Origin of the sequence: Rhodosalinus sp. FB01, from assembly GCF_041365715.1 — a bacterium.
Taxonomy (GTDB): Bacteria; Pseudomonadota; Alphaproteobacteria; order Rhodobacterales; family Rhodobacteraceae; genus Rhodosalinus.
Window position 1 is genome coordinate 49,712 of sequence record NZ_JBGFSH010000010.1, and the last position, 21,747, is coordinate 71,458.

The window sequence follows — 21,747 nt, forward strand, 5'->3', positions numbered from 1 at the left end:
CGCGCCTCCCGACTGCAATCCGGGAGAAGTGATAGGCGCGCAGGCCCGCGCGGTCCAGTGGGGGCGTCGCGCGATCAGGCGTTCGCGGCGAACGACCGGGCCACCCTGTCACTGGTCTCGGGTTGGGGGTCGCGAAGGACATAGCCCCGCCCCCACACCGTCTCGATGTAGGTGGCCCCGCCCGTCGCCTCGGCGATCTTCTTGCGCAGCTTGCAGATGAACACGTCGATGATCTTGAGTTCGGGCTCGTCCATGCCGCCGTAAAGATGATTGAGGAACATCTCCTTGGTAAGCGTCGTGCCCTTCCGGAGCGAGAGGAGCTCGAGCATCTGGTATTCCTTGCCGGTCAGGTGGACGGGCTTGCCGTCCACCTCCGCCGTCTTGGCGTCGAGGTTGACCGCCACCTTCCCCGTCCGGATCACCGACTGGGAATGGCCCTTGGAGCGGCGGATGATGGCGTGGATGCGCGCCACGAGCTCGTCGCGGTGGAACGGTTTCGTCATGTAGTCGTCCGCCCCGAAGCCGAAGCCCTTGATCTTGCTCTCGGTATCGTCGGAGCCCGACAGGATCAGGATCGGCGTGGCGATGCGCGCCGTGCGAAGCTGGCGCAGGACCTCGTGGCCGGTCATGTCCGGCAGGTTGAGATCCAGCAAGATGAGATCGTAATCGTAAAGCCGCGCGAGATCGATGCCCTCCTCGCCCAGGTCGGTGGAGTAGACGTTCAGGTTCGCGTGGGTCAGCATCATCTCGATGCTCTTCGACGTCGTCGGATCGTCTTCCACCAGCAACACGCGCATCGGCCAGGCTCCATTCCTTCGCTCCGGATGAAACGCACCGTGAACAAGAAAGGTTAATGTACCGTTATCATAAGCATGACGCGCGCGCCCGCAATCTAAAGTTGTCTGTATTTTCTGAGCGCCGTCGCCTTGAGGGCGCTTTCGCCATGTTCCTTCACCGCGGCCACCCAGCCGTCGAACTCCTCGTCGCTGAGGCCATAGCGCCGCAGCGCGTCGGCGCGCGAAATCAGCCCACAGGTCACGCCCCGGACGACGGCGGCCTTGCGCGACGCGACCCACCGGCTCGTGTTGGCGGGTGGCAGGTCGGCGCGGGTCATCACGCGCCCGTCGGGAAGCGTCACGGCTCGCGGGCCATCCACCTTTTTCAGATACATCCGCCTCACTCTCCTTGACGCGGCCAACCTCGCGCGGGCGCGTTTAACAGCCGGTGAAACGCGAGGGTTGCGAGTACGGCGCATTTCCCTATATTTCGCAGGCTTCAAAGGAGCGCAGCATGCCCCTCGACCGTCACCCAGAGCTGAACTCCCTCGGTCTGCCCAAGGCGCCGGCCGAGACGCGCGTGGTCGTCGCCATGTCCGGCGGCGTCGACAGCTCCGTCGTGGCCGCCAGCCTCGCCGAGGACGGCTACGACGTCGTGGGCGTGACGCTGCAGCTCTACGATCACGGCGCGGCGCTCGCGAAGAAGGGCGCGTGCTGCGCCGGCCGCGACATCCACGATGCGCGCCGCGTGGCCGAGGCGATGGGCTTCCCGCACTACGTGCTCGACTACGAGAACACGTTCCGCGAGGCGGTGATCGACGAGTTCGCCGACAGCTACCTTGCCGGCGCCACGCCCGTGCCCTGCATCCGCTGCAACGAGCGGGTGAAGTTCCGCGACCTGCTGGAGACCGCGAAGGACCTCGACGCCGACTGCATGGCCACGGGCCATTACATCCGGCGCAAGACCGGCCCCGGCGGGCCCGAGCTTCACATGGCCGCCGACGGCGCGCGCGACCAGAGCTACTTCCTGTTCTCCACCACGCGGGAGCAGCTCGGCTATCTGCGCTTCCCGCTCGGGCATCTCGCCTCCAAGGACGAAACCCGCGCGCTCGCCGCGCGCTACGGCCTTCCCGTGGCCGACAAGCCCGACAGCCAGGACATCTGCTTCGTGCCGAACGGCGACTACGCCGCGGTGATCGAGAAGCTCCGCCCCGGCGCGGCGGAGCCCGGGGAGATCGTGCACGCCGACGGGCGCGTCCTCGGCGAACATCGCGGGGTGATCCACTACACGATCGGCCAGCGCCGCGGCCTCGGCATCGGCGGCCTCGACGAGCCGCTCTACGTCGTGAAGCTCGACGTCGACGGGCGCCGCGTGATCGTGGGCCCGAAAACCATGCTCGCCACCCGCAAGGTGCCCGTGCGCGAGGTGAACTGGATCGGCGACGGCGCCTTCACCGAGGAGGCGGAGCGCGCGGTGTCCGTGCGCGTACGCTCCACCCGCCCGCCGGCAGAGGCGATCCTGCGCCCGGTCTCCGAGACCGAGGCGGAGGTGGAGCTTCTCGCCCCCGAGGAAGGCGTGAGCCCCGGCCAGGCCTGTGTCTTCTACGAAACGGGCGGCACCCGCGTGCTGGGCGGCGGCTGGATCTGGCGGGGACGCTGACGGGCAGGGTCCGGCCGCACGGGCCGTGCCGGCAGACCATCGAAAACGCACCGCGCCTGCTTCTTCTTGGTGAAAATACTCCGGGGAGCGCGAGGGGCAGCGCCCCTCGCCGGCGCGGAACGCGCCTCGAAACGATGCGCGCGGCACGCGCGCGCCGGCGTCACACCCTGCGCAGCGCCAGTACGGCGTTCAGACCGCCGAAGGCGAAGGCGTTCGACACCGCGACCTCGACCTCGGCCTCGCGCGCGACGTTGGGCACCACGTCTAGGGCGCATTCGGGGTCGGGCTCCTCGTAGCCGATGGTGGGCGCGATCACCCCGTCCCGAAGCGCCATGATGCAGGCCAGCAGTTCCACCGCGCCGGTGCCGCCGATCAGGTGGCCGTGCATGGACTTCGTCGAAGAGATCATCAGGTGATCGGCGTGCGGGCCGAAGACGTCGGCGACGGCGGCGCACTCGGTCTTGTCGTTGGCGGCGGTGCCGGTGCCATGGGCGTTGATGTAGCCCACGCTCTCCAACGGGACGCGCGCGTCGCGCAACGCCCCCGACATGGCCCGCGCCGCCCCCTGCTTGGAGGGCATGACGATGTCGGCCGCGTCCGAGGTCATGGCGAAGCCCACGATCTCGGCGAGGATCTCGGCGCCGCGCGCGCGCGCGTGCTCGTACTCCTCCAGCACGAACACGCCCGCGCCCTCGCCCTGCACCATGCCGTTGCGGTTGGCCGAGAACGGGCGGCAGGCGTCGCGGCTCATCACGCGCAGGCCTTCCCACGCCTTCACGCCGCCAAAACACATCATCGATTCGGAGCCGCCGGTCACCATCACCTTGCTCATGCCGAGCCGCACCATCTGGAAGGCCAGCGCCATCGCGTGGTTCGAGGAGGCGCAGGCGGTCGAGACGGTGAAGGAAGGCCCCTTCAGATTGTATTCCATCGACACATGCGAGGCGGCCGCGTTGTTCATCAGCTTCGGTACCACGAAGGGATGCACGCGGTTCTTTCCGTCCTCGTAGACGCTGCGGTAATTCTCGTCCCAGGTGGACACGCCACCCCCGGCGGGGCCGAGCACCACCCCCGCAGTCGCCGCGATCTCGCCGGCGAATTCCAGCCCCGCCTGCCCGATCGCCTCGCGCGCGGCGATCAGGGTGAATTGCGTGAAGCGGTCGTAAAGCGCCATCTGCTGGCGGTTGAAATGCCCCTCCGCCTCGAACCCCTTCACCTGCCCGCCGATCCGGATCGAAAGCCGCTCGACGTCGCGGAACTCGAGCGGGCCGATCCCGCAACGTCCCTCGCGCATGGCCTCAAGCGTCTCCGGCACCGAGTGCCCGAGCGGATTGATCGTGCCCGCCCCGGTGATGACCACCCGGTTCATCGCGCGCCGTCCCGGCCGCTCACGCGTGCTGCTCTGCGACGAGCCGCTCGATCCCGGCCACGATGGAGGCCACCGACGAGATGTCGAAATCGCTTTCCCGGGGATCGTTTGCGTTGAAGGGGACGGAGATGTCGAAGGCTTCCTCGATCGCGAAGATGCTCTCGACAAGGCCCAGGCTGTCGATCCCGAGCTCCTCGAGCGTGCTGTCCATCGACACGTCGGAAGGCTCCAGCACCGCCTGCTGGGCGATGATCTCGATCACCTTGTCCCGCACACCGCTCATGGCACGCCCCTTCCTTGCGCTCGGCGCCGATCTAGTCGTTCGCTCCGAGCTTTGAAACCGCTTTCTTCAGCGCCGCGACCTCCCGGGCGAGACGCGGCAGCCGGCGGAGCGCCTTGTAGGTCTCGATCTGTGCGTCCATTTTCGTCGCCGGGTAGCCCAGCATCACCCGCCCGGCCGGGATGCTCGACAGAACCTTGGTGCCCCCGCCGGTGATCACGCCGTCGCCCACGGTCAGGTTGTCGCTGATGCCCGTCTGCCCGCCCAGCACCACGTTGTCGCCGACCACCGACGACCCTGCCACGCCGACAAGGCCGCAGATCAGGCAGTCGCGCCCGATCACGACGTTGTGGCCCAGTTGCACGAGATTGTCGAGTTTCGTGCCCGCGCCGACGGCGGTGTCGCGGATCGTGCCGCGATCGATGCAGGAGTTGGCGCCGATCTCCACGTCGTCGCCGATGCTCACCCCGCCCAGGGAATGAATGCGCACCCAGCTTTGCGGCGCGATCTCGCCCTGATCGCCGAGGGACTCCCGCACGCGCTCCACGCCGGAAACCTCGGGCGTCACGAAGGAAAACCCGTCGCCGCCGATCACCACGCCCGGCTGCAGGATCACGCGGGCGCCCAGGCGCACGCGCGCCCCGATCCGCACGCCCTCGCGCAGCACGCAGCCCTCGCCCAGCACCGCCTCCGCCCCGACGAAGGCCTGCGGCCCCACGGTCGTGCCGCGCCCGATGCGCGCCCCGGGGCCGATGACGGCAAGCGGGCCGATGCTGCACTCGGCGCCGATTTCCGCCGAGGGATCGATCACCGCGCTCGGGTGGATGCCGGGGGCATAGCCCTGCCCGCGGTCGAGCATCGCGGTCAGACCCGCCATCGCGAGCCGCGGACGCGGGGCAGCGATCGCGGCCTCCAGCCCCAGCGCCTGCCAGTCCGCGCCGGACCAGAGGATCGCGGCCCGCGCCGCGCCTTCGGCAAGGCGCTCCGCATAGGCGGGGTTCATGGCGACGGCGATGTCGGAGCGGCCCGCATCCGCGGGCTCCGCCGCCCCGGTCACCGAGATGGCCGTATCGCCGAAGGCCTCCAGCCCGAGCGCGGCGGCGATATCGGCAATTGTGTGGCTCATGACTCCTCCGGGCCCTGCCCGGCTTCTCTAGCCCTCCGCCGCGCCGAGCGCCACCCCCGCAGCCGCGAGAGCGTCCCAGATCCGCGCGTCGCGCCCGTAGATGTCCCGGCGGAACTGCAGGCCCCCCTTGGCCGTGGTCACGGCCGTCCGGTAGACGAGGTGCACGGGCACCGGCGTCTCGAGGTCGATCCGCGTTTCGTTGCCCGTGTCGAGCCTTGCGTGGAAAAGGCCCCGGGGATCGTCGGTCTGCCGCGACAGAAGCTCGTAGGCGAATTCGAAGGGCTGCTGAAGACGTACGCAGCCGCTCGAGTAGGTGCGCACCTCGCGGTCGAACAGGTGCTTGTCGGGCGTGTCGTGCAGATAGATGGCGTAAGGGTTGGGGAACATGAACTTCACCAGCCCCAGCGCATTGCGCGGCGAGGGCGGCTGGCGCAGGCGGAACGGGAAACTCTGCGCGCTGTAGGCGTTGAAGTTCACGCTGCTGCGGCTCACCACCCGCCCCCGGCTGTCGACGAGCTGCATGTAGGAGGCCGCGTTGCGGTTGCGCTGCAGTCTCGGCAGGTAGTCGCGCGCCATGATCGAGCGCGGCACGTTCCAGGACGGGTTGACGACCATGTACTCCATCGCGTCCGAGAACTCGGGGGTCGGCTTGGAGGCGTTCCTCGCGCCCACGACCGCGCGGGTCTCGAAGGTGACCTTGCCGTCATCCACGATGCGCGCCGAGAAATCGGTGAGGTTCACCAGGATGTGGCGCGCGCCGCGGTCGGGGTCGAGCCAGCGCTCGCGCTCCATCGCCACCGCCACGGACCTCAGCCGCCGGGCAGGCGGCACATTGATCTCTTCCAGCGTCGAGGGGCCGGCGATGCCGTCGGGCTCCAGCCCGTGATCCTCCTGGAAGCGGCGGACGGCCTTGGCGAGTGCGGCGGTATAGTCCCGCGCGGGCGTGCGGTCGAGGTAGCCCATGGCGACGAGCCGGTCGCGCAGCGCGACCACCGCGGGCCCGGTGTCGCCGGGTTCGAGCTTCGCGCCCTCGGGCACGGCCGGCCCCCAGCCGCCCCGCGCGACGGTGCCCAGAAGCTGCATCCGCGCCTTCATCAGGCGCGCGTAGTCCGCACTTTGCGGCGGCAGGCCACGGAAGAAGGCGCGCGGGTTCTCCGCTTCGGCGAGCGCGTTCAGCAACTCCTGCCGGTCGCGCCGGGCGATGTCGCGCACGATCGCGCGGTCGATGTCGGAGGGATCCTCGACGACGCCTGTCTGCACGTCGCGCGCATAGACGAGGAACAGCCGCGACAGCATCGCCTCGATCTCGCCCAGGTCGCGCGCCGACCGCGTGTCGGCGAGACGGGCGCGCACCTCGTCGGCGCGGTAGGCCGCGGCAGGAAGCGCGTGAAGATGCGCGTTCTCCAGCGCGGAGAGAAGCGCGGCGCGGCGGGCGGCATGGATCTCTTCGCGGCCCGTCCAGATCGGCGCGTAATCCCGCGCGCGGTAGACCGCCGCGAGGTCGCCGTCGCGCGACGCCGTCTCGGCGAGCGCCTGCTTGTAGGCGGTAAGCGGTTCCGCCGCTGCCGGGAGCGCGGCGGCCAGAAGAACGGCGAGGGCAGCCTCTGCAAGGCGTTTGCGAAGGCAGGTCAGGGTCATCGTCGAGGCTCCTCGCGTCGTGAAATCGCAGGCATCGTCAATCATATCGGGACCCGCGGGCGCGCGCCGCAGATCCCGGCTCGCAGGATGCGGGATGGTTGCGCCCTGTCCAGACACATTCGCGTGGCCGGACGAAAAATCCCTTGCGATGTCGTGGCCTTGCACGGGCGGGCCGACGCAGCTTGACGCAAGGGCTGAGCGAAAACTTGCCGAAATCCCTGTTTACAAGAGCTTAGCCAGAATCACCCCTTGGTGGCGCATCCCCGCCATGCGATACGAACTTCACTGGGGAAAGAACTGGGCAAGATCGGGCGCGCAACGACGCGCCCGGCACGAGGCGACGGACAGGCGGCTTAACATGACGGAAAAACCGAACGGCACTTTCTCGCGGCGCGGCGTTCTGGCGGCTTTCGCGGCGACGGCGGTCGCGGCGGCGCCCACCTATTCCAGCGCGGCGGGCTTCCTGCGCGGCGGCGGCGACGTCCGCCGGCTGCGGATGTATTCCGGACGCACCGGCGAACGGATCGACATGATCTACTGGATCGACGGGAACTACATCCGCGACGCCGTGGAAGAGATCAACCTGTTCATGCGCGACTGGCGGAGCAACGACGTGAAGGCCATCGACCTTCGCACGCTCGACATCCTTGCCGCCGCGCACAACATGATGGACACCTCCGAACCCTACATGCTGATCTCGGGCTACCGCAGCCCGCAGACCAACGCCATGCTGCGCTCGCGCGGATCGGGCGTCGCCAAGAATTCGCGCCACCTGCGCGGAGAGGCGGCGGACGTGCGCCTGAACTCCCGTTCGGTCAGCCAGCTGTCGCGCGCGGCGCTTGCCTGCAAGGGCGGCGGCGTGGGGCGCTACACGGGCTCCAACTTCGTGCACATGGACTGCGGCCCGGTGCGCAGCTGGGGCAGCTGAGGCGACGCACGCGAAAGCCGGTATCGCAAGGGGCGCCAGCGGGCGCCCCTTCTCGTTTCGGGGCAGCCCGGCCGCGGAATTGTGCACATAAGTATTCGTAGGAAAGGCCAATCATCTTCGCTATGCCGGGCGCCACGACGAAGGGAGGAGCGTCGGCAGGATGAGCGAACCGGATTACGACGCCTGGGTCGGGCGCACGCGCGAAGACCGTGACACCGCAAGCCCGGCCGCCGTGTCGATGATGGCCTGCACGCTCTCCGACCTGCCCGGCACGCCGCCGCCCGATCCCGCCCCCGGCACGCCGCTGCCCCCGCTCTGGCACTGGGGTCTCTTCCATCCCGCGGCACCGATGGACCGCCTCGGCCCCGACGGCCACCCCGAGCGCGGGGCCTTCCTGCCGCCCATCACGCTGGAACGGCGCATGTGGGCAGGCGGGGCGCTGCGCTTCCGCGCCGGGCTTGCCGTCGGCGACGAGGTGCGGCGCCAGTCGCGCATCGCGCGCATCCGGCAGGTCGAGAACGAGCGCGGCGAGATGATCTTCGTCACGGTGGAGCACCGCCTCTCCGGACCGTCGGGCCTGGCCGTGGAAGAGCGGCAGGACATCGTCTACATGCCGATGCCGACAGCGTTCTCTCCCCCGAAAAAGATCCCGGCCCCAACGCGATGCGAGGCGAAGCTGACAGTGCCGATGACCGAGGCGCGGCTTTTCCGCTACTCCGCCGCGACCTTCAACGCGCACCGCATCCACTTCGACCTGCCCTACGCCACCGGGGTGGAGAAATATCCCGGCCTCGTGGTGCACGGGCCCATGCAGGCCATGTGCCTCATGGCGCTTGCCACAGAGGTCGCGGGCCGCGCGCCCGACCGTTTCAGCTTTCGCGGCGTGCATCCGATGTTCGCCGGGGAGGATATCGGGCTTTGCGCCTGGCGCGGGGAGGACGCGCCGGGGCTGAGCCTCTGCACCGTGGCGGCCGCCGGCCACCAGGGGATGCAGGCCACCGCCGAATGGGAGGAATGACATGGCGATCCTGAATGGCATGCGGGTGGTCGAGGGCTCCGCCTTCGTCGCCATCCCGCTCGCGGGCATGACACTGGCGCAGATGGGCGCGGACGTGATCCGCTTCGACCGGCTGGAGGGCGGGCTCGACGCGCGGCGCTGGCCGGTGGCGCCGAACGGGCGCTCGCTCTTCTGGGCGGGGCTCAACAAGGGCAAACGCTCGGTCGCGGTCGACATGAAAAGCCCCGAGGGGCGGGAGCTCATCACCCGCATCGTCACCGCGCCCGGCGAGGATGCGGGGCTTTTCCTGACCAATCTCCGGGTGCGCGGCTGGATGGACTACGAGACGTTGTCCCGGCACCGGGCCGACCTCGTGATGCTGACGCTCACCGGCGACCGCCACGGTCGCGCGGCGGTGGATTACACCGTGAACCCGTCGCTCGGCTTTCCCGACGCCACCGGGCCCGAGGGCTCGACCGATCCGATCGCACATGTCCTCCCGGCCTGGGACTGCATCGCGGGCAACATGGCGGTGGCGGGGCTTCTCGCGGCGGAACGGGCGCGGCTGCGCACGGGGCGCGGCCAGCAGGTGGAGATCGCGCTCAAGGACGTGGCCGCGGCGATGCTCGGCAATCTCGGCATTCTCGGCGAGACGGAGTTGACCGGCCAGAGCCGGCCAAAGGCGGGCAACGCGCTTTACGGGGCCTACGGGCAGGACTTCGTCTGTGCCTGCGGGCGGCGGGTGATGGTGGTCGGGCTGACGCAGCGCCAGTGGCGCGGCCTGCTCGACGTCACCGGCACCGCGGAGGAGATGGACGCGCTCGGCCGGAGACTCGGCCGCGACCTGTCGCAGGAAGGCGAGCGCTGGCATGCGCGCCACGAGATCATCGCGATCCTCGAACCCTGGTTCGCGGCGCGGAAGGTGGCCGATTTCGCCGATGCCTTCGACAAGGCGGGCGTCGCCTGGTCGGTCTTCCGCGATTTCCGTACCGCGATGGAGGAAGACCCCGACCTTTCCACCGAGAACCCGCTCTTCACCCGGATCGATCAGCCGGGCATCGGCGAGCTTCTGACGCCGCAAAGCCCTTTCGCGTTCTCGGCCGCGAGGCGCGCGGATCCCGCGCCGGCCCCGCAGCTGGGCCAGCACACCGAAGAGGTGCTCGCCGATGTGGCCGGTCTTTCTTCGGGCGAGATCGGACGGCTGTTCGACAAGGGCGTGGTGGGCGGCCCCGTGCCCGCCGCCTGAACGACGCGCGGTTGCCTGCCGGACCGGCACGCGGCACTCTCGTTCCCCGCGCCAGGAGAGCCCGATGAAACCCTTCCTGATCCTCCAGCTTCGCCCCGAGACCGAGGTCGCCGACGAAGAATACCGCGCCTTCCTCGACAAGGGCGGGATCGCGCCCGACCGCGCGCGGCGCGTCCGGCTCGACCAGGAGGCGCTTCCGGCCGACCTCGACCTCGACGATTATGCCGGCGTGATCGTGGGCGGGGGGCCCGGCTGCGTGAGCGACCCGCCCGAGGAGAAGGCGCCGGTCGAGGCGCGGATCGAGGCCGCGGTCCTTGGCCTCATGCCGGAGATCTGCGCGCGCGACCTGCCCTTTCTTGGCTGCTGCTACGGGATCGGGATTCTCGGCCGGCATCTCGGCGCGCCGGTGGGCAAGGGTCTTTACGCAGAGCCGGTCGGCGCCGTGGCCTGCGAGGTGACGCCCGACGGACGTGGCGATCCGTTGCTCGACGGCCTGCCCGACAGCTTCGCCGCGCTCGTGGGCCACAAGGAAGCGATGGAGGCGCTTCCGAACGACGCGGTGGCGCTGGTGACGTCGGGCCCCTGCCCGTTCCAGATGGTCCGGCACCGCCGCAACGTCTACGCCACGCAATTCCACCCCGAAGCCGACGGCGAGGTGTTCGCGCTGAGGATCAGGATCTACCGCGAGCGCGGCTATTTCCATCCCGAGGAGGCCGATGCCCTGACCATCGCCTGCCGCGCCGCCGCCGTCACCTGGCCCGAGCGCATACTGCGGAACTTCGTCGCGCGATACGGCGCCTGACGCGCGCGGCACGTGCCGACAGCGCCCGCAAGCAGCGCGTCGTGCCAGGCGCGAGCCGGGGCCGGCCAAACTGAAAGGCGGGAAAGGTGGCGCACCCGATAGGATTCGAACCTATGGCCTCTGCCTTCGGAGGGCAGCGCTCTATCCAGCTGAGCTACGGGTGCCTGCGACGAGCCGTATAGGCAAAACCGCGCGGCCCTGCAAACCCAAACTTGACCCCCGGGGCCGCCCACCGGTTTGCCCTTGCCGCGAGGCGCGGCGACCGCGTAACTGTCGGCCACTCCCCCGAAGACGAGGTTCGTGCCGATGATCCGCGCGCCGCTGTCCCTTCTTGTGATCCTGCAGGCCGGGGTGTCGGCCGCGAGCCTCGTGGTCGAGATCGTCGCCGGGAGGATGCTGGCGCCCTATGTCGGCATGTCGCTTTACACCTGGACGGCGATCATCGCGGTCGTGCTCGCAGGGTTCTCTGCCGGGCACTGGTGGGGCGGGCGGATCGCCGAGCACCCGGCGCCCGGGGCGTTGCGGCGCACGGGCTGGGCGCTTATCGCAGCGGCGCTCACCACGGGCGCGGCGGTCGCGCTGCTGCGGCTCGTGGCCGATCCCGTGCTGGCGCTCTCCGGCCACCCGGTTGCCGGGATCACCGCGCTCGCGGCGGCCGTCTTCTTCCTGCCGTCTCTCTTCGCGGGCATCCCCGCGCCGGTGCTCGCGCAGATCGCCGTGAGCGAAAGCGACCGGTCCGGCCCCGCGCTCGGCGCGATGTTCGCCGCGGGCGCCATCGGCGCGATCGCGGGCACGCTGCTTGCGGGGTTCGTCTTCATCGCATGGCTCGGTTCGACGCTCACCCTCGCCGTGGTCACGGTCTTCTACGTGGGATCCGCCGCGCTCTGCTTCTGGATGGGGCGCGTGCGTCCCGGCGCGGGCTCCACCCTCGCCGGCGCCGCGGCCGTGGCGCTGGCCGCGACCGGCCTCGCGCGCGCCGCCGTCTGCGACACGGAAAGCCAGTATTACTGCATCCGCACCGTGGATATCGCCGCCGACGCCGCCCGCCCCGTGAACCTGATGGTGCTCGACCACCTGGCCCACGGCATCAGCGCGCGCGACGCGCCGCTGGTGATGTTCACCGAGTACACCGCAATGCTCGACCGCATCGCGCGGGGGCGCATGGAGGGCCGGGAATTCTCGAGCTTCTTCATCGGCGGCGGCTCCTACTCGGTGCCGCGCGCCTGGGCCGCGCGCGCCGCGGGGCCCATCACCGTGGCCGAGATCGACCCCGCGGTGACCCGCACCGCGGCCCGCGATTTCTGGTTCGACCCCGAGAGCGCGCGCATCCTTCATGCCGACGCGCGCCGCGCGCTGCGCGAGGATCCCGCGCGCTACGACGTGATCGTGGGCGACGCCTTCACCGACATCGCGGTGCCCGCGCATCTCGTCACGCGGGAATTCTTCGAGCTGGTCCGCGAGCGCATGACGCCCGGCGGGGTCTACCTGATGAATGTCGTGGATTTCGAGCACCGTCTCGACGCGCTGGCCGCGATCGCGGCCACGCTGCGCGCCGTCTTCCCGTCGGTCGAGATCTGGACCGAGGCCACCCCGCCCGCACCGGGCGAGCGACGGGTTTTCGTGCTGGCGGCAAGCGCGGCGCCCTCCGCCTTCTCGGCCTTCACGGTGCCCGCGCCCGCGCCGACCCGCTTCGCCGTCCTCTCCGACGCGTTCCTCGATGATCTGCTGCGCGAGACGGGCGCAGGGGTGCTGACCGACGACTACGCCCCCATCGACCGGCTTGTCGGACACGACGCGAGCCCGGAGGGCTAGGGATCACGCTCAGGCGAAGAGGTCGTGGGCCAGCTCCAGCGCATCGACCAGCGCGTCGGCCTCCTCCTCGGTGTTGTAAAGCCCGAAGCTCGCCCGGCAGGTCGCCGGAATTCCAAGGAAATCCATCAGCGGCCCGGTGCAGTGCTGACCCGCGCGAACGGCCACGCCCTTCTTGTCGAGAATGGTCGAGATGTCGTGCGCGTGGGCTGCGCCTTCCAGCGTGAAGGAAAAGATCGCTGCCTTGTCGCGCGTCGTGCCCTGCTGGTGAAGCCAGTTGAGCCCGTCAAGCCGCGCGCGGGTGTAGTCGCGCAGCCGGTCCTCATGCGCGGCGATATTGTCCATGCCCAGTTCCATCAGCCATTCGAGCGCAACGCCGAGGCCGATCTGCTGGACGATCCCGGGCGTGCCCGCCTCGAACTTCATCGGGGGATCGTTGTAGATGACCTCGTCCTTGTGGACCTCGCGGATCATGTCGCCGCCGCCGATGAAGGGGCGCATCTCTTCCATCCGCTCGCGGCGGATGTAGATCGCGCCCGAGCCCGAGGGCCCGTAGAGCTTGTGGCCGGTGATCGCGTAGAAGTCGCAGCCAATGTCGGAAACATTCACCCGCATGTGGACCGCGCCCTGGCTGCCGTCGACGAGCACGGGCACGCCCTTTTCGCGGGCGCCTTCGCAGATGCTTTTGACGTCCACGCGGGTGCCGAGCACGTTCGACAGGTGCGTCACCGCCACGAGCTTGGTGCGGGGCCCGATCGCGTCGATCACCGCCTGCGGGTCGAGCGCGCCGGTGGAGTCCACGTCCACCCATTTCAGCACGACGCCTTGCCGTTCGCGCAGGAAGTGCCACGGCACGATGTTGGCGTGATGCTCCATCACCGAAAGAACGATCTCGTCGCCCGCCTCCATGCGCGGCATGGCCCAGCCATAGGCCACGAGGTTGATGCCCTCGGTGGTGCCGGAGTTCAGCACGATCTCGTCCTCCGAGGGCGCGCCGAGGAAGCGCGCCACCGTGCCGCGCACACCCTCGTATTTCTCGGTGGCGAGGTTCGAGAGATAGTGCAGGCCCCGGTGCACGTTGGCGTATTCGTGGCTGTAGGCCTCCGTCACCGCGTCGATCACGCAGCGCGGCTTCTGCGCCGAGGCCCCGTTGTCGAGGTAGACGAGCGGCTTGCCGTTCACCTCCCGCGAGAGGATCGGGAACTCGGTGCGGATGGCGGACACGTCATACATTGCCTGACACTCCGAGGAAGGAGCCTCCGAAGAGCGCGAGCAGAAGCGACAGGCCGAAAGCCATGGCCAGCACGCTGAGCACGAGCACTCCGAGCGACTTGAAGATGTTGTCGTAGCCATGGGCCACGTCGATGAAATTCAGCAGGATCCAGAACCCGATCACCGCCGCCGCGATCACCACGATCGCGGCGAGCACGGGCAAGAGCGGCACCAGCACCAGAAGCGCGGCCTGCACCAGCACGCGCAGGAACTGCAACCACACGAGAAGCGCCATCGTGCCGTGAAAGCTTGCCTCTCCACCAAGCGCGCGGCCCACACGATAGACCGCGAAAACCGTGGCCAGCACCCCCGTGAAGAGGAAAAGCGCGAACGCCACCGGCGACACCGTTCCCACCGGCACGTCGGGCGGCGGCGGGGCAAGCTCGTTCGAAAGCCCGAAGAGCCCGGCATTGAGCACGACCGCGAGGGCGAGCGCCATCCACAACGCGTCGGACGGCACCTCCATCGCAAGGATTCGACGTCCCGCCTCGCGCGGGTCCCGGATCGTGTCGAGGGCCAGCTGCCAGAGCGCTGCCGTGGTCATGCGGGGCCTTTCTCCGCCTCTCTGAGGCCGGCGATCCAGAACCATGTGAAAGCGAGAAACCATAACAGCCCCACGATCTGCAAGCCCGGTCCTTCGCCGACGAACCCCTTCACGAGCCCGTGCAGCAGGATGAGCGGCGAGGACGCCATCAAGGCCCAGAAAAGCGCAAGCCGCGCCCCGAACCATCCGCCGCGTCCGCCAAGCGCCCGCGCCACAATGTGAGAGAGCGCGGCCAGCCCGTAGAGCAAGAGCGGCGCGACGAACAGCCACGCCATCAGAGCCCCGCCGAGAAGCGGCTGCACGTCCCTTCCCTCGAAATGCGCCTGCCGCGCGAGCGGAGGCCACTGGGAGACGAAGACGACAAGGCACGCGGCGATCAGGATCGCGAGCGCCCTGCCCTCGTTCGGCCCCATGTCCAGAAGCCGGCGCACCACCGCGGCCGGCCCCCGTCGGTAGGTGGCCGCGATGTCGCTCGTGACCGCCATCAGTCCCTGCGCCGGGCGAACCAGCCTTCAAGACGCGCCACGATGTCGTCGGCGAGGGCACGGTCCTCGATCTCATCCACCGCCTCGGCGAGGAAGGCGAGGGTCAGCATGTCGGTGGCCTCGCCCTCCGGCACGCCACGGGCGCGCAGGTAGAAAAGCGCGTCCTCGTCGATCGCCCCCGAGGTTGACCCGTGCGAACAGGCCACGTCGTCGGCATAGATCTCGAGCTCTGGCTTGGCGAGAAACTGGCTGTCGTCGTCCAGAAGCAGCGACTGGCTGATCTGGTAGCCGTCGGTCTTCTGCGCATCGGCCTTCACGAGGATCTTGCCCTGGAAGACGCCGGTGGCGCCGTTCCGCAGAACGTACTTGAAGACCTGGCGGCTTTCGCAATTCCGCGCGTCATGGGTGACGAAGACCGTGTTGTCGCCGTGGAAATCTCCATCGCCCACCGCGGCGCCCGCCACATGGGCCACGGCGTCGTCGCCGGTCAGCTCGACCACCGTCTCGTTGCGGGTCATCACCCCGTTCACCGTGAGCGTGAAGGTCTTGAAGACGCTTTCCCGGCCCAGCCGCGCGAAGGTGTGGGTGGCGGCGCGACGCTCGTGGTCGCGGCCCTGTGCGCGAACATGGTGGAACGCGCCGGTATCGGCCACATCCACCTCGAGCACCTTGTTGAACCGCGCCGCCGCCGGCCCGTTTTCCAGCAGCGTGAGTTCGGCCCCCTCTTCCACACGGACGACATGATGCAGATAGGCGTCCGATGCCGTGTCGCGGTGGTGGTCGATCAGGCTGACGGGCTTGGAGGGCTTGCCCGTCGCCCGGATCAGGAGCCCGTCGCGCGCGACGGCGGTGTTCAGCGCGGCGAGCGGCCGCGGCACCGGCGCATGGCCCCGCGCCTCGAGCGCGCCGTAAAGGCCCTGCGCCCAGTGAATGTCCGCCACACCGGCCGCGGCCAGCCGCTCGATCTCGATGCCCTCGAGCGCGAGATCGTCAGAGGCCTCGGCGTCGAACGCGCCATCGACGAAAACGATCTTCAGCCGGTCGAAGGCGTCGAACATCGGCGGTTCGCCGGCGTCGAAAAGCGCGGCCTCGGGGGCCTCGGGGGCCACCAGCGTGTCGGGGCGGCTGAACTTCCAGTATTCGTCGCGCCGCCCCGGCAGGCCCATCTCGCGCACCCGTGCGAGCGCGTCGGAGCGCGCGGCCCCGCTCCAGCCGCCCGCGGGCACGTCAAGCGCGGCCAGCCGCGCCTCGGTCGGATCGGTCTTGGGTTGCGCAAGCGCCATCACGCCACCTCGCTCAGCAGATCGGTGTAGCCGTTCTTCTCGACCTCGAGCGCGAGATCGGGCCCGCCGGTCTTCACGATGCGGCCGTTCGACATGATGTGCACCACGTCGGGCACGATATGGTCGAGAAGACGCTGGTAGTGCGTGATGACGAGGAAGCCGCGCCCCGCGTCGCGCAGCGCGTTCACGCCTTGGGCGACGAGCTTCATGGCATCGACATCGAGGCCCGAATCGGTCTCGTCGAGGATGCACATCTTGGGCTCGAGCATCGCCATCTGCAGGATCTCGTTGCGCTTCTTCTCGCCGCCCGAGAAGCCCATGTTGACGGGGCGCTTCAGCATCTCGGCGTCGATGTCGAGCTCCTTGGCCTTCTCGCGGATGAGCTTGAGGAAATCGGTGGAGCTCATCTCCTCCTCGCCGCGGGCCTTGCGCTGGGCGTTCACCGCGGTACGCAGGAAGGTCATGTTGCCGACGCCCGGGATCTCCACGGGATACTGGAAGGCGAGGAAAAGGCCGACGGCGGCGCGCTCCTCGGGCTCCATCCCGAGAATGTCCTCGCCCAGCAGCGTCGCGCTTCCCTCGGTCACCTCGTAGCCGTCGCGGCCGGCCAGCACGTAGGACAGCGTCGACTTGCCCGAGCCGTTGGGCCCCATGATCGCGTGCACCTTGCCCGCCTCGACGGTCAGGTCCACGCCCTTCAGGATCTCCTTCGCCTCTTCGTCCTCGAGGCGTGCGTGAAGATTTCGGATTTCAAGCATTTTCTCTTCCTTTCCGTCGGCTTGCGCGCCGATCCTCTTTCCTCGCCCGACCCCCGCTCGCGTCGCGCGCCCGACGCGCGACAAGCCCGGTCGGGCCGTTTCGTGCTCAGCCCAGCTTTACCGCCGTGCCCGAGGCCGACACCATCAGCATGGAATTGATGACCTCGTAATCGATATCGACGCCGACCACGGCATCGGCGCCCTTGGCCGCGGCGCGATCCTCCATCTCCCGGAGCGCGGTCTCGCGCGCCTCGGCAAGGCTCGCCTCATAGGCGCCCGAGCGGCCGCCGATGATATCGGTGATCCCGGCGAAAACGTCCCGGAAGACATTCGCGCCGAGGATCGCCTCGCCGGTGACGATGCCGTGGTATCGGGCGATCTGGTAACCCTCGACGCTGTTCGTGGTGGTCACGATCATGCCGCGCCGCTCCTGCCGGAGACCGCAGGGCGCGCCGGCGCGCCCCGCCCGGGCCCCGTCCATCCCTTTCGGCTCACCCCACCGACCCTTCGAGCGAGATGGCCACGAGTTGCTGCGCCTCCATCGCGAACTCCATCGGAAGGGCCTGCAGCACCTCCTTGGCGAAGCCGTTGACGATGAGCGCCACGGCCTCCTCCTCGTCCATGCCGCGCTGGCGGCAGTAGAACATCTGGTCGTCGTCCACCTTGGAGGTGGTGGCCTCGTGCTCCACCCGGGACGAGTTGTTCTTCACCTCGATGTAGGGAACCGTGTGCGCACCGCACTTGTTGCCGATGAGCAGGCTGTCGCACTGGGTATAGTTCCGGCTGTTCTTGGCCTTGGGGTGCATCGAGACGAGGCCGCGATAGGTGTTCTGCGCATGCCCCGCCGAGATGCCCTTGGACACGATCCGCGAACGGGTGTTCTTGCCCAGGTGCACCATCTTCGTGCCGGTGTCGGCCTGCTGGTGGTTGTTCGTGATCGCGATCGAGTAGAACTCGCCCTGGCTGTCGTCGCCCCGCAGGATGCAGGAGGGATACTTCCACGTCACCGAGGAGCCGGTCTCGACCTGCGTCCACATCACCTTGGAGCGGTCGCCGCGGCAGTCGGCGCGCTTCGTCACAAAGTTGTAGATGCCGCCCTTGCCGTCCTCGTCGCCCGGGTACCAGTTCTGGACCGTGGAGTATTTCACCTCCGCGTCCTCCTCGGCGATGATCTCGACCACCGCGGCGTGAAGCTGAGACTCGTCACGCTGGGGCGCGGTACAGCCCTCGAGGTAGCTGACATAGGAGCCCTTGTCGGCGATGATGAGCGTCCGCTCGAACTGGCCCGTGTTCTCCGCGTTGATGCGGAAATAGGTGCTGAGCTCCATCGGGCAGCGCACGCCCGGCGGAATGTAGACGAAGGAGCCGTCGGAGAAGACGGCCGAGTTCAGCGTGGCGTAGAAATTGTCCGAGACCGGCACGACCGACCCCAGATATTTCTTCACGAGATCCGGATGCTCCTTGATGGCCTCGGAGATCGAGCAGAAGATCACGCCCGCCTTCTTCAGCTCCGCCTGAAAGGTGGTGCCCACGCTCACGCTGTCGAAAACGGCGTCCACGGCGACCTTGCGGCCCTCGGCAGGTGCCTCTTCGGCGCCCTCGACCCCCGCGAGGATCATCTGCTCCTTGAGCGGGATGCCGAGCTTCTCGTAGGTGGCCAGCAGCTTGGGGTCCACGTCGTCCAGCGACTTGGGCTTCTCCGCCATGCTCTTCGGCCGGGCATAGTAATACTGGTTCTGAAAGTCGATCTCGGGGTAGTCGATGAACGCCCAGGAGGGCTCCTTCATCTCCAGCCAGCGCTCGTAGGCCTGAAGCCGCCATTCGGTCATCCAGCCGGGCTCTTCGTTCTTCTCCGAGATCAGGCGCACGATGTCGGCCGTCAGCCCCTTCGGCGCGAAATCCATCTCGATCTCGGTTTCCCAGCCATACTTGTACTTGCCGCCGACCTCGCGAACGGCCTCGACGGTCTCGCGGTCCACGCCTTCCTTCACTTCGGCATTGTCCAGTGCGGCCATGACGGTCTCCTGTCCTTGATGGCTCACGCCGCGCGGGCGCGAAACTTCCGGTGCTGTCGTCCCCACGCCTCGGCGAAGCGCAGGATATCCTCTTCTGTCGTGTCCGGGCCGAGACTGACGCGCAGCGCGCCGCCGGCCACGGCGTCGTCGTATCCCATCGTCCGGAGCACGCGGCTCGCGCGGACCTTGCCGCTGGAACACGCGGACCCGGCCGATACCGCGAAGCCCGCCAGATCCATCTGCATCACCTGCGTCTCGCCCTTCCATCCGGGCACGGCGAAACAGCTGGTGTTGGGCAGCCGCGGCCCCGAGTTCCCGACAAAAATAATCTCGCTTGAATGGGCAGCAAGAGCGTTTTCTAGAATATTTCTAAGTTCTGCGGCCCGGTCCCAGACACCGTCGGCCAGATCGCGCGCGGCCGCCTCGGCGGCGGCGCCGAACCCCGCGATCCCGATCAGGTTCTCCGTGCCGGACCGGCGCCCCATCTCCTGCCCGCCGCCGCGCATCTGCGCGCCCACGTCGAGGCCCTGCCGCAGAACGAGCGCGCCCACGCCCTTGGGCCCGCCCAGCTTGTGCGCCGAGGCGAGCGCCATCTCCGCGCCCGTCCAGTTGAACGCCACGGGAAGCTTGCCGAAGGCCTGGGTCATGTCGCTCACGGCGATCCCCCGGGGCAGGCCCTGCACCACGCCGGTCTCGGAATTGGCGAGTTGCAGGGCGGTGCGCCCGGGATTCTCGACCGCGACCTGCCCCGCGCCATCCACCGGCAGGACGGGATCGACCCAGGCCGCGACGGCGTCATGCTCCACGTCGCCCGCCACGAGGCCGCGCCCGGCACAGGCCAGCGCCGCGGCCTCCGTCGCGCCCGAGGTGAACACGATGTCCGCGCCCTCGGCCCCGAAGGCCGCGGCCACCTGCGCGCGGGCCCGCTCCAGCAGCGCCTTCGCCGCGCGGCCTTCGGCGTGCACCGAGGACGGGTTGCCCGTCACCTCCATCGCCGCGATTATCGCGGCGCGGGCCTCGGGGCGCAGCGGCGCGGTGGCGTTCCAGTCGAGGAAGGCCCGGATCATTCGTCCACCAGCGCGAAGATGTCCGGCACCGCGGGGCACGGGGCCAGCGCGTTCTCCACGACGTCGGAAAGCCGCGTCTGGTGCAGGAAGACGTAGACCTGCGCCGACAGGCTTTCCCAGAGCCGGTTCGTCAGCGACTGCGCCCGGCTGCCGGACAGCCCGCCCTTGGCGCCGGCGCCCTTGTGCATGGCGTCCACCGTCTCGTCCACGGCCTGCAGCACGTCCACCACGGTGATCTCCGTCGCCGGGCGGGCCAGCCTGTAGCCGCCCCCCGGGCCGCGCACCGACTCGACGAGACCGGCGCGCCGAAGCTTCACGAAAAGCTGCTCGAGGTAAGGAAGCGAGATCGACTGCCGCCGTGATATGTCGCCGAGGGACACGAGCTCGCCTTGCGGCTGCAGCGCGATGTCGGTCAGCGCGACCATGGCGTAGCGCCCCTTCGTGGAGAGTTTCACTGGATTGCGCCCCTGCGACAATGTTGACCTGATGCGCGCCAGCGCTTAACTGACCGCCAGCCCGAAGCCATGCCCAGCATCACAGGCTTAGAACAGTTCTAAAGTATGCGAGGGAATTCGTCAACAATTCCCGCGTCGCAAGGAGTCTTCCCGACATGCCCGAGGTGATTTTCGCAGGACCGGAGGGGCGCCTGGAAGGCCGCTACCATCCGCAGAAGGAACGCGACGCGCCCATCGCGATCATGCTGCACCCGCACCCGCAGTTCGGGGGCACGATGAACAACAAGGTCGTCTACAACCTGCATTACGCGTTCCATCGCATGGGTTTCACCGTCCTGCGCTTCAACTTTCGCGGCGTGGGCCGCAGCCAGGGCGAGTACGACCAGGGCGTGGGAGAGCTGTCCGACGCGGCCTCCGCGCTCGACTACCTCCAGTCGCTGAACGCGAACTCCAAGCATTGCTGGGTCGCGGGCTTCTCCTTCGGCGCCTGGATCGGGATGCAGCTTCTGATGCGCCGCCCCGAGATCACGGGCTTCGTCTCGGTCTCGCCGCCGGCCAACATGTACGATTTCTCGTTCCTCGCGCCCTGCCCGTCCTCGGGCCTCATCATCAACGGCTCGGCCGACCGCGTGGCCCCGCCTGCCGACACCGCCGCGCTGGTCGCGAAGCTCAAGGACCAGAAGGGCATCACCATCACCCACGAAGAGATCGAAGGCGCGGGCCACTTCTTCGAGGGCCCGCACATGGACAGCATGATCGACACCGTGACCGGCTACGTGAAACGCCGGCTGACGGAAACGACGCGCTGATGGGCGTCGCCGAAGATCTCGCCGACGCGCTGGCGCGCGACGTGATCGCGGCGGCCGAAGAGCTGGGCGACGACACGGTCATCGACGAGGTCGCCAAGGCGCTTGGCCAATCCTCCACCACGACGGAGGAGGCCTTCATGACATCGGTGCGCGTGCGCATCGCGGAACGCCGCGCGCGGCGCGTGCTCGAAAAGGCCGTGGCGCGCCGGCGCGCCGAGGGCGCGACGCCCGCGCCCGCCCCGAAGGACGGCAGCGCGGAAAGTGGCGCCACGCCCGCGACCAAGGGCAGCTCGGCGCCAGGCCCCGCCCCGGCCCCGGCGCCCAAGCGCGCGGACACGCGGCGGTCGGGGCCGCGCATCCCGCGCCCGCCCGCAACGCCGCGGCCGAAAACCGACGGCGATCGCTAGACCGGAACAGTCGGCCGGCCG

At 68.8% G+C, this 21,747-nt stretch carries 23 protein-coding genes and 1 tRNA gene; 8 read left to right on the forward strand and 16 right to left on the reverse strand.

The features are described from left to right. Positions 1 to 74: 74 nt before the first annotated feature. Together ctrA and AB6A65_RS13755 are read right to left on the reverse strand one after the other, a co-directional pair. Positions 75 to 797 carry a response regulator transcription factor CtrA gene (gene ctrA, locus AB6A65_RS13750; RefSeq protein ID WP_371038962.1) on the reverse strand — a complete coding sequence of 241 codons (723 nt, stop codon included), beginning with the start codon at positions 795 to 797 and terminating at the stop codon, positions 75 to 77. Positions 798 to 892: 95 nt separating this feature from the next. Continuing rightward, on the reverse strand, positions 893 to 1,171 hold the full coding sequence (locus tag AB6A65_RS13755; RefSeq protein WP_371038963.1) for a DUF1153 domain-containing protein: 279 nt from the start codon (positions 1,169 to 1,171) through the stop codon (positions 893 to 895). Positions 1,172 to 1,290: 119 nt separating this feature from the next. Here AB6A65_RS13755 and mnmA point away from each other — a divergent pair, with 119 nt between their 5' ends. Then, positions 1,291 to 2,436, forward strand: a complete 1,146-nt coding sequence (mnmA, locus tag AB6A65_RS13760) for a tRNA 2-thiouridine(34) synthase MnmA (protein WP_371038964.1) — start codon at positions 1,291 to 1,293, stop codon at positions 2,434 to 2,436. Positions 2,437 to 2,596: 160 nt separating this feature from the next. Here mnmA and AB6A65_RS13765 read toward each other — a convergent pair whose 3' ends face one another. Genes AB6A65_RS13765 through AB6A65_RS13780 form a run of 4 tightly spaced genes read right to left on the reverse strand, consistent with a single transcriptional unit; the run spans position 2,597 to position 6,849 of the window. After that, positions 2,597 to 3,805 (reverse strand): beta-ketoacyl synthase, encoded by a 1,209-nt coding sequence (locus tag AB6A65_RS13765; RefSeq protein WP_371038965.1) that lies wholly within the window; start codon positions 3,803 to 3,805, stop codon positions 2,597 to 2,599. A 19-nt stretch (positions 3,806 to 3,824) separates the two neighbouring features. Beyond that, a complete protein-coding gene (locus AB6A65_RS13770) occupies positions 3,825 to 4,088 on the reverse strand; it encodes an acyl carrier protein (RefSeq protein ID WP_371038966.1) in 264 nt (87 codons plus the stop codon). 31 nt (positions 4,089 to 4,119) lie between these two features. After that, the gene (gene lpxD, locus AB6A65_RS13775; protein ID WP_371038967.1) at positions 4,120 to 5,211 is read right to left on the reverse strand and encodes a UDP-3-O-(3-hydroxymyristoyl)glucosamine N-acyltransferase; all 1,092 of its coding nucleotides are present in this window, start codon (positions 5,209 to 5,211) and stop codon (positions 4,120 to 4,122) included. Between the two features lie 27 nt (positions 5,212 to 5,238). Continuing rightward, a complete protein-coding gene (locus AB6A65_RS13780; protein ID WP_371038968.1) occupies positions 5,239 to 6,849 on the reverse strand; it encodes a murein L,D-transpeptidase in 1,611 nt (536 codons plus the stop codon). Positions 6,850 to 7,207: 358 nt separating this feature from the next. Here AB6A65_RS13780 and AB6A65_RS13785 point away from each other — a divergent pair, with 358 nt between their 5' ends. The 4 genes from AB6A65_RS13785 to AB6A65_RS13800 all read left to right on the forward strand — a co-directional run bounded on the left by AB6A65_RS13785 (position 7,208) and on the right by AB6A65_RS13800 (position 10,822). Further along, a complete protein-coding gene (locus AB6A65_RS13785) occupies positions 7,208 to 7,777 on the forward strand; it encodes a YcbK family protein (RefSeq protein ID WP_371038969.1) in 570 nt (189 codons plus the stop codon). Between the two features lie 160 nt (positions 7,778 to 7,937). After that, on the forward strand, positions 7,938 to 8,795 hold the full coding sequence (locus tag AB6A65_RS13790) for a MaoC family dehydratase N-terminal domain-containing protein (protein WP_371038970.1): 858 nt from the start codon (positions 7,938 to 7,940) through the stop codon (positions 8,793 to 8,795). 1 nt (position 8,796) lies between these two features. Further along, positions 8,797 to 10,020 (forward strand): CoA transferase, encoded by a 1,224-nt coding sequence (locus AB6A65_RS13795; RefSeq protein ID WP_371038971.1) that lies wholly within the window; start codon positions 8,797 to 8,799, stop codon positions 10,018 to 10,020. A 64-nt stretch (positions 10,021 to 10,084) separates the two neighbouring features. Continuing rightward, a complete protein-coding gene (locus AB6A65_RS13800; RefSeq protein ID WP_371038972.1) occupies positions 10,085 to 10,822 on the forward strand; it encodes a glutamine amidotransferase in 738 nt (245 codons plus the stop codon). An 87-nt stretch (positions 10,823 to 10,909) separates the two neighbouring features. Here the strand turns inward: AB6A65_RS13800 and AB6A65_RS13805 are convergent. Continuing rightward, positions 10,910 to 10,986, reverse strand: a tRNA-Arg gene (locus AB6A65_RS13805). A gap of 142 nt (positions 10,987 to 11,128) precedes the next feature. On the opposite strand from AB6A65_RS13805, the gene AB6A65_RS13810 reads away from it, so the two are divergent. Beyond that, a complete protein-coding gene (locus AB6A65_RS13810) occupies positions 11,129 to 12,634 on the forward strand; it encodes a fused MFS/spermidine synthase (protein ID WP_371039024.1) in 1,506 nt (501 codons plus the stop codon). Between the two features lie 9 nt (positions 12,635 to 12,643). On the opposite strand, the gene AB6A65_RS13815 is transcribed toward AB6A65_RS13810, so the two are convergent. The 9 genes from AB6A65_RS13815 to AB6A65_RS13855 all read right to left on the reverse strand — a co-directional run bounded on the left by AB6A65_RS13815 (position 12,644) and on the right by AB6A65_RS13855 (position 20,510). Continuing rightward, positions 12,644 to 13,864 carry a cysteine desulfurase gene (locus AB6A65_RS13815; RefSeq protein WP_371038973.1) on the reverse strand — a complete coding sequence of 407 codons (1,221 nt, stop codon included), beginning with the start codon at positions 13,862 to 13,864 and terminating at the stop codon, positions 12,644 to 12,646. Further along, a complete protein-coding gene (locus AB6A65_RS13820) occupies positions 13,857 to 14,447 on the reverse strand; it encodes a YIP1 family protein (protein WP_371038974.1) in 591 nt (196 codons plus the stop codon). The genes AB6A65_RS13815 and AB6A65_RS13820 overlap by 8 nt, the downstream gene beginning before the upstream one ends. Beyond that, complete coding sequence (locus AB6A65_RS13825; protein WP_371038975.1) at positions 14,444 to 14,932, reverse strand: YIP1 family protein; 489 nt, start codon at positions 14,930 to 14,932, stop codon at positions 14,444 to 14,446. Before AB6A65_RS13825 ends, AB6A65_RS13820 begins: the two co-directional genes overlap by 4 nt. Then, a complete protein-coding gene (locus AB6A65_RS13830; protein WP_371038976.1) occupies positions 14,932 to 16,215 on the reverse strand; it encodes a SufD family Fe-S cluster assembly protein in 1,284 nt (427 codons plus the stop codon). Before AB6A65_RS13830 ends, AB6A65_RS13825 begins: the two co-directional genes overlap by 1 nt. Continuing rightward, a complete protein-coding gene (sufC, locus tag AB6A65_RS13835) occupies positions 16,215 to 16,973 on the reverse strand; it encodes a Fe-S cluster assembly ATPase SufC (RefSeq protein ID WP_371038977.1) in 759 nt (252 codons plus the stop codon). The genes AB6A65_RS13830 and sufC overlap by 1 nt, the downstream gene beginning before the upstream one ends. A 106-nt stretch (positions 16,974 to 17,079) precedes the next feature. After that, complete coding sequence (locus tag AB6A65_RS13840; RefSeq protein ID WP_371038978.1) at positions 17,080 to 17,391, reverse strand: heavy metal-binding domain-containing protein; 312 nt, start codon at positions 17,389 to 17,391, stop codon at positions 17,080 to 17,082. Positions 17,392 to 17,464: 73 nt separating this feature from the next. After that, positions 17,465 to 18,988, reverse strand: coding sequence for a Fe-S cluster assembly protein SufB (gene sufB / locus AB6A65_RS13845; RefSeq protein ID WP_371038979.1), 1,524 nt, complete (start codon positions 18,986 to 18,988; stop codon positions 17,465 to 17,467). A gap of 23 nt (positions 18,989 to 19,011) precedes the next feature. Further along, the gene (locus tag AB6A65_RS13850) at positions 19,012 to 20,055 is read right to left on the reverse strand and encodes a cysteine desulfurase family protein (RefSeq protein WP_371038980.1); all 1,044 of its coding nucleotides are present in this window, start codon (positions 20,053 to 20,055) and stop codon (positions 19,012 to 19,014) included. Then, positions 20,052 to 20,510 (reverse strand): Rrf2 family transcriptional regulator, encoded by a 459-nt coding sequence (locus tag AB6A65_RS13855; RefSeq protein WP_371038981.1) that lies wholly within the window; start codon positions 20,508 to 20,510, stop codon positions 20,052 to 20,054. The genes AB6A65_RS13850 and AB6A65_RS13855 overlap by 4 nt, the downstream gene beginning before the upstream one ends. Positions 20,511 to 20,665: 155 nt before the next feature. Between AB6A65_RS13855 and AB6A65_RS13860 the strand changes: the two genes are divergently transcribed. Beyond that, positions 20,666 to 21,319 (forward strand): alpha/beta hydrolase, encoded by a 654-nt coding sequence (locus tag AB6A65_RS13860; protein WP_371038982.1) that lies wholly within the window; start codon positions 20,666 to 20,668, stop codon positions 21,317 to 21,319. Then, positions 21,319 to 21,726 (forward strand): hypothetical protein, encoded by a 408-nt coding sequence (locus tag AB6A65_RS13865; protein ID WP_371038983.1) that lies wholly within the window; start codon positions 21,319 to 21,321, stop codon positions 21,724 to 21,726. Before AB6A65_RS13860 ends, AB6A65_RS13865 begins: the two co-directional genes overlap by 1 nt. Positions 21,727 to 21,747: the final 21 nt, after the last annotated feature.